General features: G+C 55.1%; 21 protein-coding genes. 13 read left to right on the top strand and 8 right to left on the bottom strand.

Translation table 11 applies throughout. The features are described from left to right. Nucleotide 1: 1 nt before the first annotated feature. The 6 genes from tssG to tssA form a co-directional block, all read right to left on the bottom strand. Complete coding sequence (gene tssG, locus GE543_RS16225) at nucleotides 2-1,009, bottom strand: type VI secretion system baseplate subunit TssG (protein WP_153221874.1); 1,008 nt, start codon at nucleotides 1,007-1,009, stop codon at nucleotides 2-4. Next, nucleotides 973-2,760: a type VI secretion system baseplate subunit TssF gene (tssF, locus tag GE543_RS16220; RefSeq protein WP_371927183.1), complete on the bottom strand. Its 1,788-nt coding sequence runs from the start codon at nucleotides 2,758-2,760 to the stop codon at nucleotides 973-975. Before tssF ends, tssG begins: the two co-directional genes overlap by 37 nt. A 98-nt stretch (nucleotides 2,761-2,858) precedes the next feature. After that, entirely contained in the window at nucleotides 2,859-3,269 is a 411-nt protein-coding gene (tssE, locus tag GE543_RS16215; protein WP_004417961.1) for a type VI secretion system baseplate subunit TssE, read from the bottom strand. 11 nt (nucleotides 3,270-3,280) lie between these two features. Further along, a complete protein-coding gene (tssC, locus tag GE543_RS16210) occupies nucleotides 3,281-4,756 on the bottom strand; it encodes a type VI secretion system contractile sheath large subunit (protein WP_153221873.1) in 1,476 nt (491 codons plus the stop codon). A 28-nt stretch (nucleotides 4,757-4,784) separates the two neighbouring features. Further along, nucleotides 4,785-5,285, bottom strand: a complete 501-nt coding sequence (gene tssB, locus GE543_RS16205; RefSeq protein ID WP_003405674.1) for a type VI secretion system contractile sheath small subunit — start codon at nucleotides 5,283-5,285, stop codon at nucleotides 4,785-4,787. A 31-nt stretch (nucleotides 5,286-5,316) separates the two neighbouring features. Further along, entirely contained in the window at nucleotides 5,317-6,867 is a 1,551-nt protein-coding gene (gene tssA, locus GE543_RS16200) for a type VI secretion system protein TssA (protein ID WP_371927182.1), read from the bottom strand. Nucleotides 6,868-7,456: 589 nt separating this feature from the next. On the opposite strand from tssA, the gene GE543_RS16195 reads away from it, so the two are divergent. From GE543_RS16195 to GE543_RS16170, 6 genes are all read left to right on the top strand, one after another. Next, nucleotides 7,457-7,975, top strand: a complete 519-nt coding sequence (locus GE543_RS16195; RefSeq protein WP_046237595.1) for an Hcp family type VI secretion system effector — start codon at nucleotides 7,457-7,459, stop codon at nucleotides 7,973-7,975. 68 nt (nucleotides 7,976-8,043) lie between these two features. Then, nucleotides 8,044-10,077, top strand: a complete 2,034-nt coding sequence (gene tssI / locus GE543_RS16190) for a type VI secretion system tip protein TssI/VgrG (protein WP_153221872.1) — start codon at nucleotides 8,044-8,046, stop codon at nucleotides 10,075-10,077. Further along, nucleotides 10,074-10,955, top strand: a complete 882-nt coding sequence (locus tag GE543_RS16185; RefSeq protein ID WP_153221871.1) for a DUF4123 domain-containing protein — start codon at nucleotides 10,074-10,076, stop codon at nucleotides 10,953-10,955. The genes tssI and GE543_RS16185 overlap by 4 nt, the downstream gene beginning before the upstream one ends. After that, entirely contained in the window at nucleotides 10,945-14,325 is a 3,381-nt protein-coding gene (locus GE543_RS16180) for a toxin VasX (protein WP_153221870.1), read from the top strand. Before GE543_RS16185 ends, GE543_RS16180 begins: the two co-directional genes overlap by 11 nt. Before the next feature lie 4 nt (nucleotides 14,326-14,329). Beyond that, the gene (locus tag GE543_RS16175; RefSeq protein ID WP_153221869.1) at nucleotides 14,330-15,073 is read left to right on the top strand and encodes a permease; all 744 of its coding nucleotides are present in this window, start codon (nucleotides 14,330-14,332) and stop codon (nucleotides 15,071-15,073) included. A gap of 56 nt (nucleotides 15,074-15,129) precedes the next feature. Further along, nucleotides 15,130-15,705: a GNAT family N-acetyltransferase gene (locus tag GE543_RS16170; RefSeq protein ID WP_153221868.1), complete on the top strand. Its 576-nt coding sequence runs from the start codon at nucleotides 15,130-15,132 to the stop codon at nucleotides 15,703-15,705. A 70-nt stretch (nucleotides 15,706-15,775) separates the two neighbouring features. On the opposite strand, the gene GE543_RS16165 is transcribed toward GE543_RS16170, so the two are convergent. Then, nucleotides 15,776-17,344 (bottom strand): TerC family protein, encoded by a 1,569-nt coding sequence (locus GE543_RS16165; RefSeq protein ID WP_032653745.1) that lies wholly within the window; start codon nucleotides 17,342-17,344, stop codon nucleotides 15,776-15,778. A gap of 647 nt (nucleotides 17,345-17,991) precedes the next feature. Between GE543_RS16165 and GE543_RS16160 the strand changes: the two genes are divergently transcribed. The 5 genes from GE543_RS16160 to GE543_RS16140 all read left to right on the top strand — a co-directional run bounded on the left by GE543_RS16160 (nucleotide 17,992) and on the right by GE543_RS16140 (nucleotide 20,909). Next, nucleotides 17,992-18,273, top strand: a complete 282-nt coding sequence (locus GE543_RS16160) for a hypothetical protein (protein ID WP_003424123.1) — start codon at nucleotides 17,992-17,994, stop codon at nucleotides 18,271-18,273. 154 nt (nucleotides 18,274-18,427) lie between these two features. Then, nucleotides 18,428-18,769, top strand: coding sequence for an FKBP-type peptidyl-prolyl cis-trans isomerase (locus GE543_RS16155; RefSeq protein ID WP_178118621.1), 342 nt, complete (start codon nucleotides 18,428-18,430; stop codon nucleotides 18,767-18,769). A gap of 129 nt (nucleotides 18,770-18,898) precedes the next feature. Further along, nucleotides 18,899-19,126 (top strand): hypothetical protein, encoded by a 228-nt coding sequence (locus GE543_RS16150; protein WP_003317903.1) that lies wholly within the window; start codon nucleotides 18,899-18,901, stop codon nucleotides 19,124-19,126. 50 nt (nucleotides 19,127-19,176) lie between these two features. Next, a complete protein-coding gene (locus GE543_RS16145; RefSeq protein ID WP_153221866.1) occupies nucleotides 19,177-19,881 on the top strand; it encodes a YoaK family protein in 705 nt (234 codons plus the stop codon). Nucleotides 19,882-19,946: 65 nt separating this feature from the next. Next, nucleotides 19,947-20,909, top strand: a complete 963-nt coding sequence (locus tag GE543_RS16140; RefSeq protein ID WP_153221865.1) for a class I SAM-dependent methyltransferase — start codon at nucleotides 19,947-19,949, stop codon at nucleotides 20,907-20,909. A gap of 45 nt (nucleotides 20,910-20,954) precedes the next feature. Here GE543_RS16140 and GE543_RS16135 read toward each other — a convergent pair whose 3' ends face one another. Next, nucleotides 20,955-21,794 (bottom strand): IclR family transcriptional regulator, encoded by an 840-nt coding sequence (locus GE543_RS16135; RefSeq protein ID WP_024961343.1) that lies wholly within the window; start codon nucleotides 21,792-21,794, stop codon nucleotides 20,955-20,957. A gap of 241 nt (nucleotides 21,795-22,035) precedes the next feature. Here GE543_RS16135 and GE543_RS16130 point away from each other — a divergent pair, with 241 nt between their 5' ends. Both GE543_RS16130 and GE543_RS16125 read left to right on the top strand, forming a co-directional pair. Next, entirely contained in the window at nucleotides 22,036-23,064 is a 1,029-nt protein-coding gene (locus tag GE543_RS16130; RefSeq protein ID WP_153221864.1) for an ABC transporter ATP-binding protein, read from the top strand. Continuing rightward, nucleotides 23,061-23,933: an ABC transporter permease gene (locus GE543_RS16125; protein ID WP_153221863.1), complete on the top strand. Its 873-nt coding sequence runs from the start codon at nucleotides 23,061-23,063 to the stop codon at nucleotides 23,931-23,933. The genes GE543_RS16130 and GE543_RS16125 overlap by 4 nt, the downstream gene beginning before the upstream one ends.

The following is a 23,933-nucleotide window of genomic DNA, read 5'->3' as shown; positions in this document are numbered from 1 at the left end:
CTTAATGTATCGGTCTGTTGAGCATGACCAGACCCAGGGCATGCTCGCGCCCGAGCCAGGTGGTCCAGCCCAGGTGACAGGTGTTCGATTGGCCAATGCGCAGTTCTCTGATGTCTTCATGGCGCAGCTCAAGACAAACGTCGTAGTCCAAAGGGTCGCGTAACGTGAATCGGACAAGAGCGCCCAACGGACGGTAGCCAGGGCCGATGGGTAAAAATTCGTGGAACCGCTCCCAATCGAGTTCTTTCACGTGGACGCGGAACTTGCCACTCCGATCAGGGACCCGATTACCCAGCACAACAGTGCGTCCTAACTGATGATTGGTCACTCCAAGGCAATTAAGCTGAGCGCTGCGAATATCGACGGTTCGCTCAACGCACTGCTCGATAAACAGCTGAGCGTGCTTGAAGTAATAACGAAGCACCGACTCGATCAAGGCGGCCGAATGAGCGCGCAGGCTCAAGAGCCCCAGATACGGCAACAACCGTTTCCAGTTCAATTCGGGAGTTTCGCGAATGCGCTGCCCGTGCAGGCCGATCAGTGCAAACAGCTGTTCGGAAAACGGATCTGTCGCGCCACGGGTGAACATGGCGTGATAGCGATACTTGCGCCATACGGGGAGCATTAACATCTGCAATCGACGATTAAAGATATCCAGAAAATCGCGAGTCACATTAGGCTTGTCCCGCTCACCCAAGGCTTGCTCAGCGTAAAAAGCAGGTAATGGAGAGCCGGAACCGACCAGGCTCATCACATTTAGATCAAGTCGTACGTGCAGCTGACCCTGCTCGTAAAAAAGCTCCATGCATTCAATATCACTGCCAGGAAATCCAAGACCCGGATTTGCCCGCAACTCGAGAAAATCATGAATGCGGCGCTCATCCGTGTCGGGATGGATTTCACGCAAAGTATTGAGAATCAGCGGTATCGCCTGATAAACAGAGTACCGCCGTATGTCCTGACTCAGCCTGGCTAAAGCAGCGGTTGCATGCCCATGCGCGGTGCCCATTCGTATCCTCCACCGTGTGTGCTCTTTACATGCAGTTCGTGAAAGGAATTCAGGCTCGCGTAGAGCGCAAAGAATTCGTTTAGGACGGAGGCGAACAAGAACAAACTGCCCTCCCCTGTAAAGCCGTCAGGTTCGACGGTCAACTCCGTCCTGACGCCCCTTACAGGCAGCCCGTCATGCAGGCAGTCGATATGTTGGTGCCTAATGGACTTCAACCCGTCCAGGAGATGCTTGCTGACTTTCTCTGCCTGCGAATCGTAATACCGAGGCAAATCGTACGTTTCTAGAATCACTTTCAGTGCTTCGATATTTTCGAGCGACAAGTAGTTAAGCGACATGTTACTGATCACACGCCAGAGAAAATCCCCGTCCATGGGTGGCGCAAATGTTTTCGTGGCAGGCGTTATATTTCTGAAACGCAAAAAGTCAGGGGTGCCCTCACATGGTTTACATAGGCCTCCTGCCCTGATTTGCCACGGAAGGTCACCGTTAGTGCATGTCATCTCAATGGACATTGTCTCGTCAGTTCGCCCTGCTCGAAGACCGAAGCTTAAAAATGTATCGAGCCCCTTGTGCTGCAGCGAAGTACGATGCCTCACGCTGTAGTAAGGCGAGTCACTATCCACATCGACCGCAGCGTCATGTTCAAACGATTCGAAGGGTACGTAATTCTGATAGCCCAGCCCTCCAGGCTGCCAGCCAACCACCTTATCGACCGAGTACACACCACAACCGCCGTGTGCGTAATGCGCAGGAATGAGCAGATATTCGTCCTGCCGGGCATCCGCAAGAATGGGCAAGGCATCCTGTTTGAACAGGTTCACGACCGGCGTGCAGTAAAGCTTGATGTTTTCGAGGGTAGGACGAAGATGTTGCATGTCCTTTCCTCGCACATCAAAAACAAGTTGTAGCCCGCGCGCGCGCTTCAGCAGATCGTCAGGCAATGAGCGAATGACATCGAAACCGAGAACATCGACAAAAAGAAACTTCTCAGGAAAAAAGAAATACTCTTGCAGGTAGCGATAGCCCCGAAAGGTATTTAGTGGGTAGGGAATCAACGACTCCTCTTCAGCGAAGCCTACAGGTTTCACTTGTTCTGTAGGAATGATCAGTTCGATCGCTTTGCCTGAAGAGTTCAGTAGCGGTTCGCCCATCGCATCAAGAGGCAATAATGTGATGCCCTTGAGCTTCTGCATCATCGCGAAGTAAATAGCTTGGCTGACGCGACGCTCACCCGCCAGGTGCAAGCGCAACTGACTGAACTTTACCTCGCCTAAATGGCTGTCTCCATTCATCGCCAGACACAGCTTCAACGTTGTCCCGCTCCCGCTTGACGAACAATAGAGGTGAGTCAGTTTCAACGGCAATACCTGAGTGGCAAAGCAGGTACGGAAATGGCACACCTGATCATTGACTGGCTCGCTTTCTACAGGTGTTGCTCGCTCCACCACGAAACCCGGGCCGGAGCCGTCCAGAGCGTCAAACTGAAGCATGCTCACCGAGGGCAGAGGTCGAAGGTAGTTGGGCCATAACAACTGCATGAGGGAGTGGGTCAGCTCAGGTAAATCTTCATCCAGCTTTTGACGCAAACGGCCCGTCAGGAAAGCAAACCCCTCAAGTAAACGTTCTACGTCCGGGTCCTTGCCCGCCTGCCCTAAAAAAGGAGCCAGCGCCGGATTACGCTCGGAGAAGCGACGCCCAGACTCTCGGAGAGCCGTCAGTTCTTCTTGATAATAGAGGTTAAATGACACCGTTTTTTTCTACCTGGCCGGTCGTAAATCGATAATGAAAAATCTGGGTGTAAAACTGTAGATAATCGGCGCACCGCTTCGCGAGGCGAAAAACTTACTCAAACAATACTTATTTTGCCGTCGCCACCGAGCAGTGCAGAAAATCGAATGGACTTCTTTACACCTGCAATGTCCAGAGCCGCACCAATCGAGAATGTTCGCCTCAGCAGACAACCTTCGTATTCTTCCACCGTCACGTGAACATCGAACAATCGTGGTTCATATGTTCGAATCATCTTTTCGATGATCATGCGAGAGTGCCTCAGCGTATCGTCAAGGCTCAGCCCCATATTGTTCAAGTCAGGGAGACCATAATCAGGCAGCATCTTTACGCTACCGGCGCGCGTACCCAGCATCTTGGTCAGATGAGCCGATATCAACATCATTAACTGCTCTTCCTTGTCAAAAGACTGCTGTTGCAGTACGTCACCTGCCAAGCGCTGAAAGAGGCTACCTTTTGGATTCATCATCAATCGATGATCTACTCTTTATCCATTTTGCCGAACAGCGACAGCGTAAAGTCAGCGCCCATGTATTTAAAATGAGGACGAACATTTAGACTGACCCGGTACCAGCCGGGATCACCCTCAACATCACTGACAATGACCTGTGCCGTGCGCAGCGGCCGTCTGCCACGCACTTCTGAACTCGGATTCTCCTGATCCGCAACGTACTGACGTATCCATTTGTTAAGCTGACTCTCCAGGTCCGCTCGCTCTTTCCAGGAACCTATCTGCTCTCTCTGCAGCACCTTGAGGTAATGTGCGAGGCGATTGACGATCATCATGTAGGGCAGTTGAGTGCCTAGCTTGTAATTAAGCTCGGCTATTTTCCCCTCTGGATTGTTGCCAAAAAACTTGGGCTTCTGTACTGAGCTGGCAGAAAAGAACGCTGCATTGTCGCTGCCCTTGCGCATGGTCAATGCGATAAAGCCCTCTTCCGCCAGCTCGTATTCACGACGGTCAGACACCAGTACCTCAGTCGGAATCTTGGTCTCGATTTCACCCATACTGTGGAAGTGGTGTAAAGGCAGGTCTTCAACAGCACCACCGCTCAAAGGACCAATGATGTTGGGGCACCACCGAAATCTGGCGAAGCTGTCTGTCAGCTTGGTAGCAAATGCATAGGCCGTATTGCCCCACAAATAGTGCTCGTGGTCGTTCGAGACGTTTTCCTCATAGGCAAACGTCTTCACCGGATTTTCCTTCGGCCCGTAGGGGCTGCGTAAAAGAAAACGCGGTACTGTCAGTGCGAAATAACGCGCGTCTTCCCGCTGCCGAAAGCTTTGCCATTTAGCGAACTGCGGCCCTTCGAAGTGATCTTTCAGATCCTTTAGATCGGGCAGACCGGTGAACTGCTCAAGCCCGAAGAAATTGGGGCCTGCGGCCGCAACAAAAGGTGCATGCGCCATGCAGGCAACGCTTGAAACGTACTGCATGGTCTTCACATCGGGAGCGCTCGGCGAGAAGAAATAATTAGCAATGATCGCGCCCACGGGATTACCGCCAAACTGACCATATTCAGCGGTATACACATGTTTGTAGAGTCCCGATTGAACCACTTCAGGCGAGTCTTCAAAATCGTCCAGAAGATCTTGCTTGGAAACACTTAACAACTCGATTTTTATATTTTCGCGAAAATCGGTTCTATCAATCAGTAACTGTAGCCCGCGCCATGATGCTTCCAACGCCTGAAATTCTGCATGATGGATGATCTCGTCCATCTGGCGACTCAGCTTGACGTCAATCTCGGTAATCATCCGATCAACCAGCGCTTTTTTGACCGGCTCGTTGTTATTACGCGGTTTCAGCAGTTCTTCAATAAATGCAGCCACCCCTCGTTTGGCAATACCATAGGCGTCGTCACAAGGCTCTAATCGGGTATGTGCAATAATCTGATCGAGAATTCCATGGTGAAGTTCACCTGCATCGCGCTGCGGTATGGCTTTTGTGTTCATATGTTAATTCCTGACAATGGGTCCGATGTTACTGTTGCGCCGCGACATCCAGGCCAAGCTCGTCCAGCACGTTCTTACGCGATGTTTCATCCGTAATGACCTGCTCGATGGCCTTACGAAAAGAAGGCATGTTCCCCAACGGCCCCTTGAGCGCCATGAGGGCGTTGCGCAGCTCCATCAACTTTTTAAGCTCAGGAATCTGTTCGACGAGACTGGCAGGGTTGAAGTCTTTCATCGAAGAGACCTTGATGCTGACAGTGAGATCGTCAGCCCCGCTTTCAGCCTGCAAGCGGTCAGGTACATTCAGTACCAGCTCAAGCTCCTGTTTCGCCAACACATCATCGAAATTGTTCTTGTCGATACTGATTGATTTACGGTCCTCAAGCTTTCGCTCGTCCGCGCGCTGTATGAAATCGCCAAGAACCAGTAACTTAAGTGGCAGCTCTATTTCTTCCTGCGCGCCACCAACAGCAGGCTTGAACGTCACGTTGATCCGCTCTTTGGGCGCTACAGAGCCTTCTCTGGCCATTCCATTTCCCCTCAATTTATTAAACTTTATGTTAGCCATCAATAAATCTTTCAAGGTCGTGATGACACAACCTCTGGTACATCACTTCTTTGCGCGCTGCTGCCTTATCGTTCAGCGCCATTCGCTCGTAACAGCTATATAACAAGCGCGATACATCGAGGAAGATCATGGATTCCCATGCAGGGAGGCTTGCTGATTGGAGCTCCTGATCAAGATACTCTAGTTGAACCTTCGCCAACTCGTATTTGTGTGCATCGATACAGAGACGTGCGATGCATAGTTTGCAGAAAAATCGCTCTCGCCCGCCTTCCACACCGTTCAAGTGATCATTCACTAATTGCACAGCGGCTTTAAGCCCTTTTGTCTGCAAAACCGGCAGTGCATCGTGGTACAACGAATTTCGTTCTGAGGCGTCATGCTGACTTTCGCTGCCATACGCAGTTCCGACATGGACCTCGGCAGGCAGGATATAAGTGGCGATCCACTGTAATGTCTCCGCGTCTGCAAACGGCACACCGTCGTGAAAGCGAAGTTCAACAAGGTCTGGAATGCGCTTTAAAAGTAAAGCAAACTGAGCTTCCACTTCGCGCATTGCCGCTTCGCCCCCCAGGGCTTTCAGACAGCTCCAGACCATTCGCTGACCATCAAACCAAAAAGGCGACCCTGCAAGACTTGCTTCAATATCTACTATAAGGTCTGCGTAAAGACCCTGTTCGAATCGCTCTTGGTAATTGTTCAACTTGTCAGCGGGCAACCTCCTTAACGGCGTTATTTTTTCACTGTTTCTTTCAGGAAGACTGTCCACTGCATACCAGGTCTGCGAGCGACTCAGGCGGAAAGCTCGCGGATCTGTAGTTTTCTGCTTAAGCCACCATCTGCAAAGGCTACGTACCGAGTTCTCTTGCACACTTAACGTCCGCTGGGCGTCTTTCTCGTTGTCGATATGAGAGTCACTTGAAAACAACTGGACCGCAGCCTGCTTGACACGCTCCACCGCCTTGACAGGCTCTTTCTCAACTTGCTCAGCGCGCTGAATCATACGGGCGAGCCGTCTTCGCAACGGCAGCAGCAACGGGGCATCACTTCCCAGATACAGATTAAATATTTCGTCCAGGCCATCAAGCTGTCTGAGCAGTTGCTGGAATTCAGGAAGCTGGTGAGTAATGGAAATATCCTCTCCCAGCGCCTTGTCGAGTTTCAGCAAGAGCCATTGCATGGCCGCTGAACGTGTTCGTAATTTTTTGGGATGAAAAAGCAGCCAATGCTCTTTGCACACATAATGAATCAATCCCAGCCCCGCAGATAATCCGTTAACAGACTCGCATTCATATAGAGCCCACGCCAGCCAGCTGGCGACGCGCAGGTCTTTGGACTGATTTGAAAGGATATGTTCGCAGCCCTCTCTGATCCGCAGCCAGTCTACATTCACTTCCCCGAGAATGGCCTGTGCACCGCCCAACTCACGCTCCAAGGCTTCAAACGCCGTAGAAAAACGGATGTCTTCGCCTGCATAATCACCCGTTGCGACAGGATGCCGGGCCAGATTCAGATATCGAATAGAGAGCTTGTCTTTACTGGCCACTGCTCATATTCCCACGCATCGTGCATTTCATTGTTAACGATTTTTCCAACCACTCATAAAGCCAGACAGACCTTATCGCCATGAAAACCAGCAAGCAAGGTGACACCTGAAAGATATTAAACTTTCGGAAAATTCTTACAAACAAACGAAGAGAATACGTAGGAACGCATATAATTTATGTACCAAAATATTTAACAACCTAACTATCTATTGACTAAACACGCTATCACATGCTCATCAGAACACACATATATATTTGGTTTAAAACTCACCCAGAAGGCGCCATTAAACGGCCAGCAACCTTGCCAATAGCACGTACAAAATCCATGACCTTCCGCACAAAAAGACCAGATATAAAAATATGGATATATCTGGATAGAACCCTGGAAAGCTGCGCAAAAAAATGTAAATAGTGCGCAGAAACTTGCGCAAGTTACTCGAAAAAACTCACAACGAGCGGCACCCTCATAGCCAAATCAGCTGACAATACTGACTTAAGAGATACCTGGCACGTAACTTGTTATAGCGATGCTTCGATCTCCAAGCCAATTCGCTTGTGAGGCGCCACCGACTGTAAGGAAGGACGTTAATGCCTACACCCGCCTATATGACTGTCATAGATGCCAATCAGAAAAAACTGACAGCAGGAGCTTTCACAGCAGACTCTGTCGGCAACGTCTATCAGGAAGGCCATGCAGATGAAGCAATAATCCAGGCATTCAGCCATAACATCATTACACCCTGTGATACGCAGTCAGGACAGCCTACTGGCCAACGCATTCATGGCCCTGCGTGTGTCACGAAAATTTTCGACAAGACCTCGCCATTGCTTCTGGAGGCTCTTTGCTCAGGCTCAACGCTAAGCACAGTCGAAATCAAGTGGTACCGGACGTCTATCGATGGCAAGCAGGAACACTATTACACCACCACCCTGGAGGATGCGGTCATCGTCAACATCAAGTCCTACATGCACAACTGCCAGGATCCGCAGAACTCGCACTTTGGACACCTGGAGGACGTTCAATTCAGCTATCGCAAAATAACCTGGGACCACGTAAAGGCCACTACTACCGGGTCTGATGACTGGAGAAGTCCGAAGTCGGAATAACTCCGCTGCCCCGGCGGTTCGACAGGATCGGCGGGGTTTTTATAAACCGGCTAGACACGGTGGTCCCTATGATGCTGAACCCCACTGATCGACCTTACTTGAGCATGAGCGTCGACGGCCCTGAGCATGATTTTCAAATCCTTTCTTTTACCGGCCATGAAGCTATCAATCAGCCCTTCTGTTTCAAGCTTGAGCTGGTCAGCGAGCGCACGTCGATGGATCTCGAAAGCCTGCTGAATTGCCCCGCATTTCTGCAGTACACATCCAGGGGTAACGGCATTCATGGAGTGATCGATCAGGTTTCCCAAGGCGATTCCGGCAGGCGTCTTACGCACTACTCCGTCACCTTGCGACCGAATCTGGCAAGGCTCAGGCATCGTACCAATCAGCGTATTTTCCAGAATCGAACAGTAAAGGAGATTATTGAGCAGGTACTGAAAGAACATCACCTGATAGGCGACGCCTACAGCTTCCAGCTCGGTATGACTTATCCCGAGCGTGAATACTGCGTGCAGTATGGCGAGTCCGACCTGCACTTCATCCAGCGGCTTTGCGAAGAGGAAGGCCTGCACTACCACTTCAAACACAGCCACACAGCACATCAACTGGTGTTTGGTGATGACCAGACCGTATTTCCTAAACTAAATCCGGTTATCTATAAGCCGGACAGTGGCCTGGTACCGGGTAAGTCGGTCATCAAGCGCTTCAGGTTGCGCCTGGAAACACGTACAAACAGCGTTACTCATCGCGATTATCACTTTGAAAAACCACTTCTGAAAATGGAAGGTTCGGCATATGACGACGCCCGGCCAGAGCTGGAGCACTACGAGTACCCGGGCGGCTTCATTCATCGGGATCGAGGAGCGCATCTGGCGAGCCGCGCACTTGAGCGCCATCGCCAGGATTACCGACTGGGCGATGGCCAAAGTGATCAACCCACCTTGGTCAGCGGTCATTTTCTACCTTTGCGCGAGCACCCCAATGAGGAATGGAACGACCTGTGGCTGTTGACCGAAGTTCGTCATGAGGGCCGCCAGCCGCAGGGGCTTGAGGAGTCCGCCCATGCATTACAGAACAAGGGGGACTTTCATCAAGGCTATCGCAATACCTTTCTCGCTACACCGTGGCAAGCCTCGTATCGCCCTCCCCGGCATCATCCCAAGCCAAGAATATTCGGCAGCCAGACCGCTGTGGTCACCGGCCCGAAAGATCAGGAAATACACTGCGACCGGCACGGTCGGGTCAAAGTGCAGTTTCATTGGGACCGCGAGGGGCAGGCCAATGATCGCAGCAGCTGCTGGGTAAGGGTTTCGTCCGGTTGGGCCGGTAATCACTACGGCAGCATGGTCATCCCGCGAGTGGGTATGGAAGTACTGGTTACGTTCCTTGACGGCGACCCTGACCGTCCATTGGTCAGCGGCTGCCTGTACCACGCAGAGCACGTCCCGCCCTACGACCTGCCTGCACATCAGACGCGCAGTGTATTCAAGAGCCTGAGCAGCCCCGGTGGCAATGGTTCCAACGAACTGCGCATCGAAGACCGGGCCGGTCAGGAGCAGATCTACATTCATGCCCAGCGCGACTGGGAGCAAAACGTCGAGCACGAGCAGAAAATCCGGGTCGGTCATCATCGGCATGAGCGGATCGAAGGCAACAGCTACAGCGAGTTCAAGACCGAGGAACATCGGACTGTCGATGGCGACCGGCTGACCGAGGTAAAAACGAGCGATCACGTCACCGTGGGCGGAACCCGGCACATCAGAGTGGGGGATGGATTGCTGGCCCACGCAGGACAGGAAATCCACCTCAAAGCCGGTAACAAACTGATCATTGAGGCGGGGCTTGAAATCACGCTAAAAGCAGCCGGCTCCTTTATCAAGATCGATGCCAGTGGCGTGACCGTGAACGGGTCTCAGATAAAGCTCAATTCGGGGGGCAGCCCCGGAAACGGCTCTGGAGCAACCCCGCTACTTCCAGGTAATGCAGAGCGACCAGAAGCTGGCGAATCAGGTGACATGCTGATCTCCGCACAGCGACAGGCAATGATACGCAGCCCACTTTGTAGCCAATGCTCCCAAGCAACCGAAGAAACGAAAAAATGAATCAAGCCAATTATCTGTTGATTGACGGAGTGCTGAGACCTGACGCCTTAAAGCAGCTATACCAGCGCGACGAGCCTATCGATATCGCTCCGCTTTATCTCGGCACACGGTGGGCAGAGATCATGGATTTAGGCCCGGTACTTGTGCGCACGGCTCATCCCTCCGAACTCATTGCGCAGTGGCATCGACATCCTGAACAACGTATCGACGCCTGCATTTTTTTCAGCGATGCGTCCTTGAAAAGCGTCTCTGAACATTTGCAGCGTTTCCTGAGCCCCCTTGATTATCTCGGTCATTCAAGTCTGCTGCGCTTCGCAGATCCGCTGGTGATGCACTATTGGCTATCGAGCTATGACCCTGAACATTTGAACTCGACGCTAGGCCCCATCGATCAACTCTGGGTTCAGTCACCCCTGCGCAGCTGGCAACAAAACCTCGATCCAGCGATCACGACATTTGTTAACGAGCGTGCGCAAAAAGTCTCTCGAGCGCATTTTCCTCTGGTGAGCGAACGTCAGTTGCAAGCCTTCGAAAGCTGCCATCGATGGCTATTCGAAGGGCGCCTATATGAATGGATCAAAAAGCAGGATCCGCTGGCCTTTCTGGACCAGAGCGACGATCAAATCGAAATCTGGCTGACGCATGTCGTGGACAGCGCAATTGAGTGGGGGCTGGTCAGTGAGTACGCACTGGCGACCTGGGCCGACATCTGCCACGACTGGGGCCTGGGCTTTGTAAGCTCGCCAAAGGGCCACTACCAATCCTGGTGCGTTCAGTACCCCGAGCATCAGCATTTACCCCCGGAACTGCGCATAAACGCACTCGATGAATACCGTCAGAAAGTTCGTACCGACAGAGATGCCATGCATGACCGATAAATCCGGCACACTAACGCAACGACGTGCTGCAACGTTCGCCAAGATACCCGCCACGGCTACCAGTCTGTGCCCCTTCCGAAAACCTGAAGTCGCCATCGTACCCGTGCGCTATGCGCTGGACCGCTCCCGCTACGATACCTCGCCCAACAAGCTGAAACCGCTACTCAAAGGCAGCCGCTGGGCGGTGATGCCGAAGCTGAAAACACGCAGCTATACCCTTCGCCAGCTGTATGACGGCTACGTGTATGTCTACGACGAGGACGCCAAAACGTTAGATGAATACGCGGTGTCAGCCGCCACTGGCAACCTGAGTCGTATTATCTGGACCGATGCGCAGCTTGGCAGCGACCAGCGCAGTGGCGGCAGCGATGCCAAGCCTTTTCTGCTCTATCCGCGAAACAACCTGCTGCGCATCGCGTTTTCAGCGCAGCAGTGGACCTGGCAAATCTGCGAACACCTGCGCTCGAATCCGGAAAGCCGCGCTTCATGGATGAAAGCGCTGGATCTGAAACGCTACTGCATGACCATGGCCGAGCCGGATACCTTGCCACTGAACCGCATCGCCGAGGCGGTGGCGGACATCGACAAGGAGCATGTGGTTGGTGATGACCGCTTTGCAGACTCGGCTGTTCCTACATCCGAGTCCTCCAGTGAAGAAACCCAGCCGCTGTTTTCGCCAATCGGCGCTGACGTTTTCTGGCAGGGCAGCGTTGAAGATCAGGACAGCTCCCTGCTCATAGCCCTTGATGATCCGCTGGCCATTTTCAACGATCTGGGCATGCAACTGGCCGCCGATCAGGCCGCGTACCGCAACTGGCAAGCCGAGCACGAACACAAGATCCAGATCGCCCAGACCGTCACCACGCTATGTGGCGCTGAAAGCGAGCCGGAGAAACTGCCAGCATCGGTGCGCAACAATGCCGCGCTCACTCACCAGTATCTGGGCGAGCTCGAAGCTTACTTCGAGCAGTGCATTCTTGAGGAAGCGCAGATCAGCAGCAGTAACGTTCCCGGCGATTTTCTGCTGATGCCGGACATGTTCAAGAGCCTGGACATGCGCAAATCGATTGAAATGCGTTACGGCAGCGCGCCCTCCGACGAGGCCCTGCAAGCCTGGAAAGATCGCCACAAATGGCGGCGCGAGGTCGATCTGAGTGGTGCGCGTGCGTACCTTCAGCAGCACCTGCCAACCGGCGACACACTGCTGCAACAGGTGCGTGACACGCAAAGCGACTTTCGGCAATGGTCGACACATCTGGGCACGGAACCGCTCAAGCTGTTTGTCGACCCCACACACCCTGAAAGCCTGCTTTATCTGCAAACGCTCATGCTTAACCTGCAGATCATTTACGCTCAGGACAACGCCGCCAGCGCCTGGCTCGCCGAGCAGGAAGCCAACGACAGCAGCCTGTTTGGCACGTTGCGCTACGGCTTCTCACCGGCGCTCAAACATGCCCTACACCAGGAAGCTAACGCGCTGCTGAACGGCCTCGGCGACATCACCAACCTGGCCACCCGCATTGGCGAACTTAACGGCACGCTCAATCACCAGGGCTTTGCCGACAAGCCGTGGATGAAGGCGCTGAAACACCCCGTTCAGGACACCTTCAAAGCCCTCGGCCAACTGGCCAGCGGTGCTGGCAAGGCAACGTTCGAAAGTATCCTGCTGGCCTGGGTGCCCATCGACAGCCGCCTGGCGGTGGGCAAGCAGCAGAACATCGCCGCACTGATTCGCACACTGTTGATCGGCCAGATTTTGCTCGATTCAAAGGCGCGTATTGCGATCGATCACAACATGCTCGCGAAACTGAAAAACTGGATCAGCGAATGGCGGGTACTCAACAAACAGATCAGTGATATCCGTCGCAGCTGGCTCTACCCAACCGCTTACAACCCCCGCAAAAGCATCGCCAGCCACCTGCGCGCGCTCGAGCAAAAGCTTCGCCTGCACGAACTGAGCATGCCCGCCCTGCTCGACTATCAGAACAACCAATACGCCAAGCAGTTGCAGGACGAAATTCGCCTGCACTTCCAGTCCGGCAAAGCCATCACCAAAGAATGGCTGAGCAGCGCCAAGCGTTGGCTCGATGGACTGGGAGGGATTGCCGGCTCGATCACCTGGGGCGTGATCATGCTCAACTTCATCAACACCGCTTTCACCTATCGCGACCTTACTCGGGACGGAGACTTCAGTGCCAAGGACATCGGCAAGGTGACGTATGGGTTGGGGTATAGCTTTAACTTGTTGATGGCGGTGTTTGTTGAAGCGCCGTGGGCAATTATCAGGGATGCGACGCCGGTGCTGATTGACGGCAAGAATGTGGGGATTCTGGATCGTTCTGCGGGTTATTGGAGGGCAAAGGGAAATGCGGCGTGGAGTGATGCGATACGTGGGTTCAGGGTTTCGATGGTGGCGATGGGGGCGTTTGGGGTAGCGGCGTCTACGTTGGAGTTGATAGACATCTACGATGACCTGACTAAAACAAAAACAACTGAAGAGGCAACTGTCACACGTATAAAATTTGGTTCAGTAGGCCTTATGGCGATAGGCAGCACATTCCAGCTCGCTGCAGGAATTCTTCCAACCAGTTCTTATACATTGGTTGCAATGAACCCGTGGTTTAGCGTAGCAATTCTGCTAACAGGTGTGATTTATCTATTGACTAATATGGCGTTGAATTATTTCAAGCAAGATAGCGTTGGATGGTGGCTGCGAAAATGCAGCTGGTCCAAATCAATCAACTACCATTATTCAACAGATGCAGATGGTCAACTTGAAGAAAAGCTTGCTCTGCTCACGATACAGCTGAGCCCTCAGGTTCATGTTAAAAGCACCACACGCGACGAAGACCATTATTTTGGTAGAGATACCCCCTATAGCGCTCCGGTACAATACGGTGCTGGTGTGCAAATTCTTCTGCCAAGCGCAGTGCGCGGACAATCAGTACATTTCAATATCATCAGTAGTAAACGTCCACTGGGCGTGCTGCCTGTAGCAAAAATTGATGACCCGATACTCGACCCCTTTCTCGATAGAGGACAGTTCAAGAAGGTTGATCAATTTAAAAAGCTTGTCAATCAGCCCGCTCGCAAAGCCCAAGAAGATTTCACATTTCCGCTTATGCCCCCTGAAAGTGAAGATGTTGTTTGGGAAACCTGGGTGCCGCTTGAGAAAGACGCAACGTATCTGGAACTACAAATATGGTATCCCGACAGTCTGATAAGACCTGGTCAACAGGACGTAGGCTACCTGTTTCAACTGAAACTTGATAGTCAGGGAGATACAGCAGTCGACGGGCTGGCACATATCGAACTGGAAATAAAAGCGTCTAGTCGAATCAGCACCTTGACACTTGAAATAGCGGAATAACATCATGACTGATAAAACGAAAGCCCCTATCTTGCAAAAAACAAAAAACAATATCGCTGATGATTCAGGTAATGCTAAAACAATCAGTCCGAGCCTAGCGAGCAACGATATTTTTAACTGGTCCATAAAAACCATGGCAAGATCCCCCAATGAAATATTTTGGACCCAGCTAGGTACGATATTTATATGCGCGCTGCCCATGAGCTTCTGCATATGGCTTGGCAGGGATGTCTATCTAGAGAAGCCCTCTGAGGCACTTTTTCTGGTGTACACATTTGCGGGCGCCGCCATCTACATCATAGCGTTAGGCGTCCGCCAAAAAACCATCTACAACTACACCATCAAAACCGACAGAGCCCACCTCGAGTACTACCTCCACTACCCCGACTTCGCCTCTTCCTTTTTCAAAGGCATCGCCATCGCCGTGATCATGCTGTTCGTATTAGTAGCCATACTCACCGGCTCGCTGCTCTTCCTGATCGGCCCCGTGGCCATGGCATTCATCGCAGCCATCAAGCTACTCAACTGGGAAAACCCCATCCACCACGAACAAAGCCTGCCATGGGGCGAGTACAACTTCGTCACTGTCGACCGCAAACGCTTGATGATCATCACGCACCGCACGGACGTCACTCTCGGCTTCGAGGCCCGCTTCCAGCACGAGGTACTGTTCAACAAGTACCTGAGCTTTCTCCATACCGTGCTCCCCTCCACGGCCGAGTTCACCGAAAAAGCCTGGAAGTGGTAGCACACCCAAGCTAACGTACACGCCGGACTTCAAGCCCTACCCACCAAGGCCTCACCATGATCCAGATTCGCCCCATGACACCGGAAGATTTCGAGCGCTTCTGGCCCACCTTCCAGGCTGTCGTCATCGCTCAGGAAACCTACGCCTACGACCCTGCCCTCACTCAGGAGCAGGCTCGCGATCTGTGGATGAAGGCGCCGTTGCACACGCTGATTGCCGAGGAAGATGGCCAGCTGTTGGGCAGCTATTACCTGAAGGCCAATGCGGCAGGCCCGGGTAATCATGTCTGCAACTGTGGCTATATGGTGACGGAAGCGGCGCGAGGGCGCGGTGTGGCGCGGTTGATGTGCGAGCATTCGCAGCGACTGGCGCGCGACAGCGGGTTCCTGGCGATGCAGTTCAATTCGGTGGTCGCCAGCAATGAGGTGGCGGTCGGGTTGTGGAGCAAGCTGGGTTTCGAGACGGTCGGGCGGTTGCCCAAGGCTTATCGTCATGCCCGATTGGGCCTGGTGGATTGTCTTGTGATGTTCAAGTGGCTGGCTGATGAGCCGGTGGCCAAAGAGCCTGCGCAGCCCAAGCTGATCGGCCGCAAGAATATCGAATCCGTGGTGTCGCGTCCGCGTCGAAAATAAGCGTGACGCACACATGAAGACGGGGCCTGCTCAGCATGAGCAGGCCCCGTTTTGCATTACAGCTCGGTGCTTATTTGCCAGCCCCCATGTCGGGCTGCTTCTGCAGCAACACCCGAGTCACTCGGCGCTCTTCCACGCCGACGACGTGCAGGTTCCAGCCCTGCCAGCTGAGGCTGTCGCCGGTAGACGGCAGGCGATCCAGCAGGCTCATGACCAGTCCGGCGAGGGTCTGATAATCCTCGGTCGCCTTGGCCTGGAAGCCAGTGCGCTCGCGAATCAGGCTCAGGTTCAAGGCTCCCGATACCACGAAGTCCTCGCCCTGCTCGACGATGTCCGGGCCTTCCACTTCGCTGGCGTCAGGCAGCTGGCCAGCGATGGACTCGAGAATGTCGGTCATGCTCAACACGCCGATGAAGTCACCAAACTCGTTGACCACAAACGCGATGTGCGTCGATTCCTTGCGCATCTGCTCCAGGGCATTGAGGATGGTGAAGCTTTCCAGCAGGTTGATTGCTTTGCGCGACATCAGTTTCAAGTCGGGCTCGTTGCCGGACAACAGCTCCTTGAACAGCTCTTTCTTGTGCACGAAGCCCAGCGGCTCATCGATACCGCGCTCGCCAATCAGCGGCAGACGCGAGTAGGACGAGTGCATCAGTTTCAGACGAATCTTTTCGGCGCTGTCGTTCAGGTCGATACAGTCGACTTCCGCCCTCGGCGTCATCACCGTGCGAATCGGCCGCTCTGCCAGCTGCAGTACGCCGCTGATCATCACGCGCTCACGACGGTCGAACACCGGCTCGCTGCTTTCACCATCCAGCATGTCGGTGATTTCCTCATCGACGTCACCAGACTCCAGCTTGCGACCGCCCAGTAGGCGCATCACCGCATGGGCTGCCCGCTCGCGGCGCGGCAGGTGGCCATGGGCCGACTTCTTGCTGCGCTTGCGGGCAATCTGGTTGAACACCTCGATGAGGATCGAGAAGCCGATGGCCGCATACAGATAGCCCTTGGGAATATGGAAACCCAGGCCTTCGGCGGTCAGGCTGAAACCGATCATCATCAGGAAGCCCAGACACAGCATGATCACCGTCGGGCGGCTGTTGACGAATTTGGTCAGCGGCTTGCTGGCAATCATCATCAGGCCGATGGAGAAGATCACCGCGATCATCATCACCGACAGGTGCTCGACCATGCCGACGGCGGTAATCACCGCATCCAGCGAGAACACGGCGTCCAGTACGACGATCTGCGCAACGATAGGCCAGAACAACGCATAGCCCGCATTACCGGCGCGCTGGGCGACATGCCCTTCCAGCCGCTCATGCAGTTCCATGGTGGCCTTGAACAGCAGGAACACACCACCAAACAGCATGATCAGGTCGCGACCGGAGAACGTCTTGCCGAATATTTCGAACAACGGCTCGGTCAGCGTCACCATCCACGAGATGCTCGCCAGCAGGCCAAGGCGCATGATCAACGCCAGCGACAGGCCAATGACGCGCGCCTTGTCGCGTTGTTCAGGGGGCAGTTTGTCGGCCAGGATGGCGATGAACACCAGGTTGTCGATGCCCAGCACCAGTTCCAGCACGATAAGGGTCAGCAGGCCAAGCCATGCCGTGGGATCAGCGATCCATTCCATGGTTTATGCAGCCTCACGATAAAAATGGCAGGGGTTGGTATGGGTCACTGTAGACCAGACACCATGACTGAACGTCAGGCATGGCGTTGCAGCGTCAGGACGCGAAGGTCTGCCGTAATGCATGCAGTGCAAGACGTTAAGTAGAGAGACGTTCGAATGAAGCGGCCTGCTGGGTAACAGTGAGATTACCGGCCAGCCATAAGCGATGGAAGGAGGACAACTCGGAGGCTCCTGGAGGGTATTCATACAGTCCTGAAAATCAATACGGGCGCTGATCGTACAATACACATAGATGTTTCGTACGCTGAGAAAGTATTACAAGACTTGACCACGGAGCATGCTGCTTGCTGAGCAGCAAATGAGCACAGGGCGACGTTTTGTCACACCTCCAGGCACTACCAGTTGTCTGACAACCGAATGGCGCGGGTAGATGCGACCCTCCATTTGTTTTAAAATGTTTCCATAACGTCAGGCACGCGCAGTGCTTCCCGCGATCCGTTTCAACGTCGCCCTTCACTGCTCGCCTGAACAGAATCATAAAAAGAAAGCCCGTCATAGACGGGCTTTTTTCGTTTTCAGCTTTTGCATCCGATGCCCTCGACGGCATCCCGGTAACCCGTTTTCTTAACCTTTGAGGTGATTTACCCATGCTGCGCATCGTTGTTGTTCATTTGTTCCAGTGGCTCAAGCGTCTGTCGTCCGCGCTGTTCTTCCGCAGCGCAGAGGACAACTATTCGCGCAGCTTCACACGGGAAGACGATGACGAAGGCCGCTGGACCTTTGTTTCGATCGTCATCGTTCTGACCCTCAGCCTTTATTGCCTGGCGGGCCTGGGTTACTACGCCAAGACCAATATCTGGGACGGCTTCACTCAAGAGCAGAAAGAGAACATCGCGCAGGCCATGGTGGTCAGCTCGCAGAATCTCTGACAGTTACTGGGGTTCGACTAAACGGGGGAAGCGAAAGCTTCCCCCGTTTTCGTTTCCACCGGTTTGTCATGAGGCGGCTTGTCATGAAGCGGCTTTTCTGCGAGAAAGCCCGCTCGCGCCAATGACAGAGCGCGCTGCAACCGGAAGCATGGCAATGAGCAAAGAATTACAGATTACCGAGCTGCACCTCGGCGAGGGCAAGGCAGCGGTAAAGGGTGCGCTGATCACCACGCATTACACCGGAACCCTTGAAGACGGCACGGTGTTCGATTCCTCCCACGAGCGTGGCAAGCCGTTTCAGTGCGTGATCGGCACTGGTCGCGTCATTAAAGGCTGGGACCAGGGCCTGATGGACATGAAAGTCGGCGGCAAGCGTCAATTGTTCGTCCCCGCTCACCTGGCCTACGGCGACAGAAGCATGGGCGCGCACATCAAGCCCGGAGCCGACCTGACGTTCGAAATAGAACTGCTGGAAGTGCTGACCCGCGACGATTGAGCAGCTTGCCTTGCAGATCAGCCTGAATCGGCCGATACCCTGACGCACAGGCACACGCCTGATTGCTTGTTATCGCAGAAAAAGCCATGCTCCGGGTATGGAATTCAAGGTCTTGGCACAGGAACACGTATGGCGCTCAATAAGTCGACTCAGGAGCTGAAGCGACACCTGAAAGGGACAGCAACCAATCTGGAAAACACGGCGGAGGAAATTCTCAAACTCGCCTCGCAGATGAACGATGTGGATGTCACCGCAGTGCTGCAGATGGTCAACCGCCTTTACAGCGATGCCGACCAGCTCAAAGCCTATGCTGATGAGGTCAAGGCCAAGCGGATCGTGCGCGCCAAGCCGCTGTAAATCGCTGCACCCGAGTTCAGACGCGCTTTCTTCGGTCCAGAGGACCTTCGATGCTGCCACAGCCCGCCACTTCCAGCGTCAGCCCCAGGCACCTGAACATGCAGAAATGGCGTGGCCGGGTCGGTATGGGGCTGGTTGCGAGCCTGTCGGTTCTGGCCGGCATGACCGATGCCATCGGCTTCATGGCCACCGGCGATTTCGTTTCGTTCATGAGCGGCAACACCACCCGGCTTGCAGTCGCAATCAGTGATGGCGACCTGAGCGTGACGGTGCGTCTAACCCTCGCAATCCTTGCTTTCATTGCCGGCAATGCGCTGGGCGTGGTGGTTACGCGCCTTGGCGGGCGACGTGCCCTGCCTTTGCTGCTGGGCATCGCCACGCTGCTGTGTGCGGCTGCCGCATGGCCACTGGAAAGCAACATGCTCGCGCTGATCTGGGCGATTCTGGCAATGGGCATGCTCAACGCCGCCGTCGAGCAGGTCAACGGGCTGCCGGTCGGTCTGACTTACGTGACCGGCGCGCTGTCGCGGTTCGGTCGTGGCCTGGGTCGCTGGATGCTGGGGGAACGCCGGGACGGCTGGCGCGTGCAACTGGTCCCCTGGGTCGGCATGTTCATCGGCGCCGTGATAGGCGCGATACTCGAGCATCGTCTGGGGCTCAACGCCCTGTTGATCAGCGGCAGCCTGTCGGCGTTGCTGGGGCTGGTTTCGCTGAAAATCCCGCACCGCTGGCAACGCCAATACATGCCACGCTGAACCCTGCGATGCCCATCTGCTGAAATACGTTTACCATACGCCGCTTTTCCTGACCGACCTGCGCCATGACCCCTGAAGCACTCGCGATTCTGCAACAGCACCTGATCGACGCGTTGAACAACGTCCCGAATGAAACCCGCCGCCTGTTTCACGGCCGTGGTCGTATGTGGCCGGGGCTGGAGCACATCACCGTCGACTGGATGCAGGGCGTGGTGCTGGTCTCGGTGTTCAAGGAACCTCTTGAATCCGAGCTGGCAGCATTGATGCAGCTGTTGCACGCGTTGATCGACACGCCCCAGTGGCAGCAGAGCCAGGCTCACACCCTGCTGCTGCAACACCGCTATCTGCCTCAGAGCACCACCCAATGGCTGACCGGCGAGGTCGCGGATGAATGGGTGATCACCGAAAACGGCCTGCGCTACAAAGTCGATTTCGGCAAAAAGCAGAACAGCGGCCTGTTTCTGGACATGCGCTACGGCCGTGAATGGGTGCAGGCTCAGGCCAAGGGCAAACGCATCCTCAATCTGTTCGCCTACACCTGCGGCTTCTCGGTCGCCGCCCTGGCCGGGGGTGCCGACCACGTCGTGAATCTGGACATGGCCCGTGCTGCGTTGAATCGCGGTCGCGAGAATCATCGCCTCAATGATCAGGACCTCAGCCGCGTGACCTTTCTGGGCCATGACCTGTTCAAGTCCTGGGCCAAAGTCACCCGTTGCGGCCCTTATGACCTGATCATCATCGACCCGCCGTCCTTCCAGAAAGGCAGTTTCATGCTCGACAAGGACTACCAGCGTGTCCTGCGTCGATTGCCGGAGTTGCTGGACGAGAACGGTTCGGTGCTGGCGTGCATGAACGATCCCGCGCTGGGACCGGATTTTCTGATTCAGCACACCGCAATCGAAGCACCTTGCCTGCGCTTCGAACAACGCCTGGAAAACCCGCCGGAGTTCCCCGACGCTCGCGTTGAGGGCGGCCTGAAGGCGCTGGTGTTCAAGGCAGAAGGCCTGAGCCGCAGCGGATGGGCGTAACGAGCGAAGACCGACAGCCGCTTCGAAACTGAACAGGCATGCTGCCTATTCAACCTGCCCGAACACCTGGCTGGGCCGCCGCAGCGACGGGTCGAACGGGTTGATTCTGGCACTGATGGCCGTGGCTTCGCGCTTGAGCAATTCGACCACGGTCATCAGGCGATCGGGCCCCAGCCGGTCGGAGATGGTCGCCACGCTGAGCGCAGCCACTGCACGACCGCTGCGGTCCAGGATCGGCACAGCAAGCCCGGCCATGCCCGGAAGCGCACCGGTGTTGCGCCCCGCGTAGCCCTGGCGCCGTACGTTTTCCACCTCCGAACGCAGAAACACCTCGTCGTACAGGTGAAAATCCTTGAGCCGTGGCAGGTTGTAGGCAATGACCGTTTCCCGCTCGTCCTCGGGCAGAAACGCAAGAATCGCCAGACTGCCCTGCCCCACGCCCAAGGCTACACGGCCGCCGATGTCGCCGGTGAACGTGCGGATCGGATACGGGCCTTCGCTGCGGTCCAGACAGATCGCGTCGAAACCGCTGCGTGCCAGCAAAAACAGCGAGTCACCCAGTGAGGCCGACAGGCGCAAAAGGCTGGGGCGCACCACGTCACGCAGGTTGCCGGTATTACCCGCCTTGGCGGCCAGGGCGAAGAACTCGATGCTCAACCGGTAACGTTTGCTGAGCAGATCCTGCTCGACCATGCCCTCATCCATCAGGCTGCGCAGCAAGCGGTGTGTGGTGGGTTGCGACAGCCCGACACGCTGGGCGAGTTGCGTGACCCGCTCACCGCCTTCATCACAATCGCCCAGGCAGCGCAGTACCGCGAACAGACGGGAAACGGCTCCCACTCCGACTTCAGCTTTCTCGCTATTCCGATCAGTGGAATTATCCATGGCAATATCTCTTTATATTTCCACTAAAAGAATTAATTCAAAGAAAAATGTTATTCAGTGAAATTCTCTGTTGAGCCCATCCTAGCCTTCGCCCTACTCTCAGTCCACAGGGGCGATTTGAACAATCATCGGTAGCCGACGCAGAGCGAGCACCAACGTCCACAGAACTGCATGACTTCATTTCGCATCTGCCCATGACAAACGCGTGCTTCGGCGCGCATGCACAAAGGTGGAAGCAGGCATGGCATTTCTGCAGCTTGAAGGACTCTCCAAACGCTACGGCTCCATTGACGCGGTGGTTGCCACCAACCTGGCCGTCGACAAGGGCGAATTCGTTTCACTGCTCGGCCCTTCCGGCTGCGGCAAAACCACCACCCTGCAAATGATCGCCGGCTTCGTTGACGTCAGTGACGGACGCATTGTGCTCGACGGGCGCGACATCACCCATGCCAAACCCAGCAGCCGAGGCCTCGGCGTAGTGTTTCAAAGCTATGCGCTGTTTCCGCACATGACCGTGGCCGACAACGTTGCGTTCGGCCTGCGTATGCGCAAGGTGCCTGCCGCCGAGTTGCAGCCGCGTGTCAAACGGGTACTGGAACTGGTGCGCCTCGGTCAGCATGCCGAGCGTTACCCGCGCGAGTTGTCCGGTGGTCAGCGCCAACGGGTCGCATTGGCACGCGCACTGGTAATCGAGCCGCCAGTGCTGCTGCTCGACGAGCCGCTGTCCAACCTGGACGCCAACCTGCGCGAAGAGATGCAGTTCGAGATCCGCCGCATTCAGAACGAAGTCGGCATTACCACGCTGATGGTCACCCACGATCAGGCCGAAGCCCTGTCGATCAGCGATCGGGTCGTGGTGATGCAGGCCGGTCGTATCACCCAGATCGACGAGCCTTACAAGCTTTACGAACACCCGCGCACACGCTTCATTTCGGGTTTCGTCGGCAAGGCCAACATGTTGCAGGGTGATCTGGACAGCAGCGGCATTCCGCAGATTCGTCAGGTGCCCGGCGATGGCAGCCTGACCCTCAGCCTGCGTCCCGAGAAGATCGATCTGGTGGCACCTGGCTGCGGACGACTGTCCGGACGCATCGTCACCCGTTACTTCCTCGGCAGCCAGTGGCTGTATCGCATCCAGACCGGCATTGGCGAAGTGACGGTAGTACGTCGCAACGACGGCCAGGCGCCGCTGGAACAAGGCGCGGCAGTCGACATGAACTGGCCCACCGAGTTGCTGCGCGTGCTGGATGCCGACGAGGTGCGCGCATGAGCCTGCTGAGCGAAATGCGTCAGGGCGGTCGCGGCTATTGGCTGTCGGCTCCGGCGCTGGCGCTGTATATCGGCTTGCTGGTGTTGCCGCTGGGTCTGACCCTGGTGCTGTCGTTCAACGTGTTCGACTATCAGGTCGGGGTGAAAAGCGACAGCTACACGCTGGCCAACTATATGGCCGTGGTCACCGACTCGTATTTCTATGAAATCTTCCTGCGCACCTTCTGGATCAGTGCGCTGGTCACCCTGCTGTGCGTGCTGATCGGCGTGCCGGAAGCCTACATTCTCAGCCGCATGGGCACACCATGGCGCTCGATCTTCCTGATCCTGATTCTCACGCCGCTGCTGATCTCGGTGGTGGTCCGGGCGTTCGGCTGGAGCCTGCTGCTGGGCGCGGACGGTCTGATCAATCAGGTCATCCAGTTCATGGGCGGACGCCCGGTGAAACTGCTGTACACCCCGTTTGCCGTGGTCATTGCGCTGGTCCACGTCATGTTGCCGTTCATGATCATTCCGGTCTGGACCTCGCTGCAAAAGCTCGACCCCACAGCCGAACAGGCCGCGCTGTCGCTGGGCGCCAGCCAGGCGAAAGTCATGCGTCTGATCGTTCTGCCGCAAGTCATGCCCGGCGTGCTGTCCGGCTCGCTGATCGTGTTCGGTCTGGCCGCCAGTTCGTTCGCCATTCCCGGCCTGCTCGGCGGACGACGCCTGAAGATGGTCGCCACAGTGATCTACGACCAGTACCTCTCGGAGCTGAACTGGCCGATGGGCGCAACCCTTGCCGTGGCGCTGCTGCTGGTCAACCTGCTGGTCATGCTGTCCTGGAACCGCATGCTCGAAGGCCGTTACAAAAAAACTCTGGGGGAATGA

The organism is Pseudomonas sp. SZ57 (assembly GCF_009495975.1).
Taxonomy (GTDB): domain Bacteria; phylum Pseudomonadota; class Gammaproteobacteria; order Pseudomonadales; family Pseudomonadaceae; genus Aquipseudomonas; species Aquipseudomonas syringae.
The sequence above is the reverse complement of the archived record's forward strand: the minus strand, read 5'-3'. Positions and strand labels throughout refer to the sequence as shown.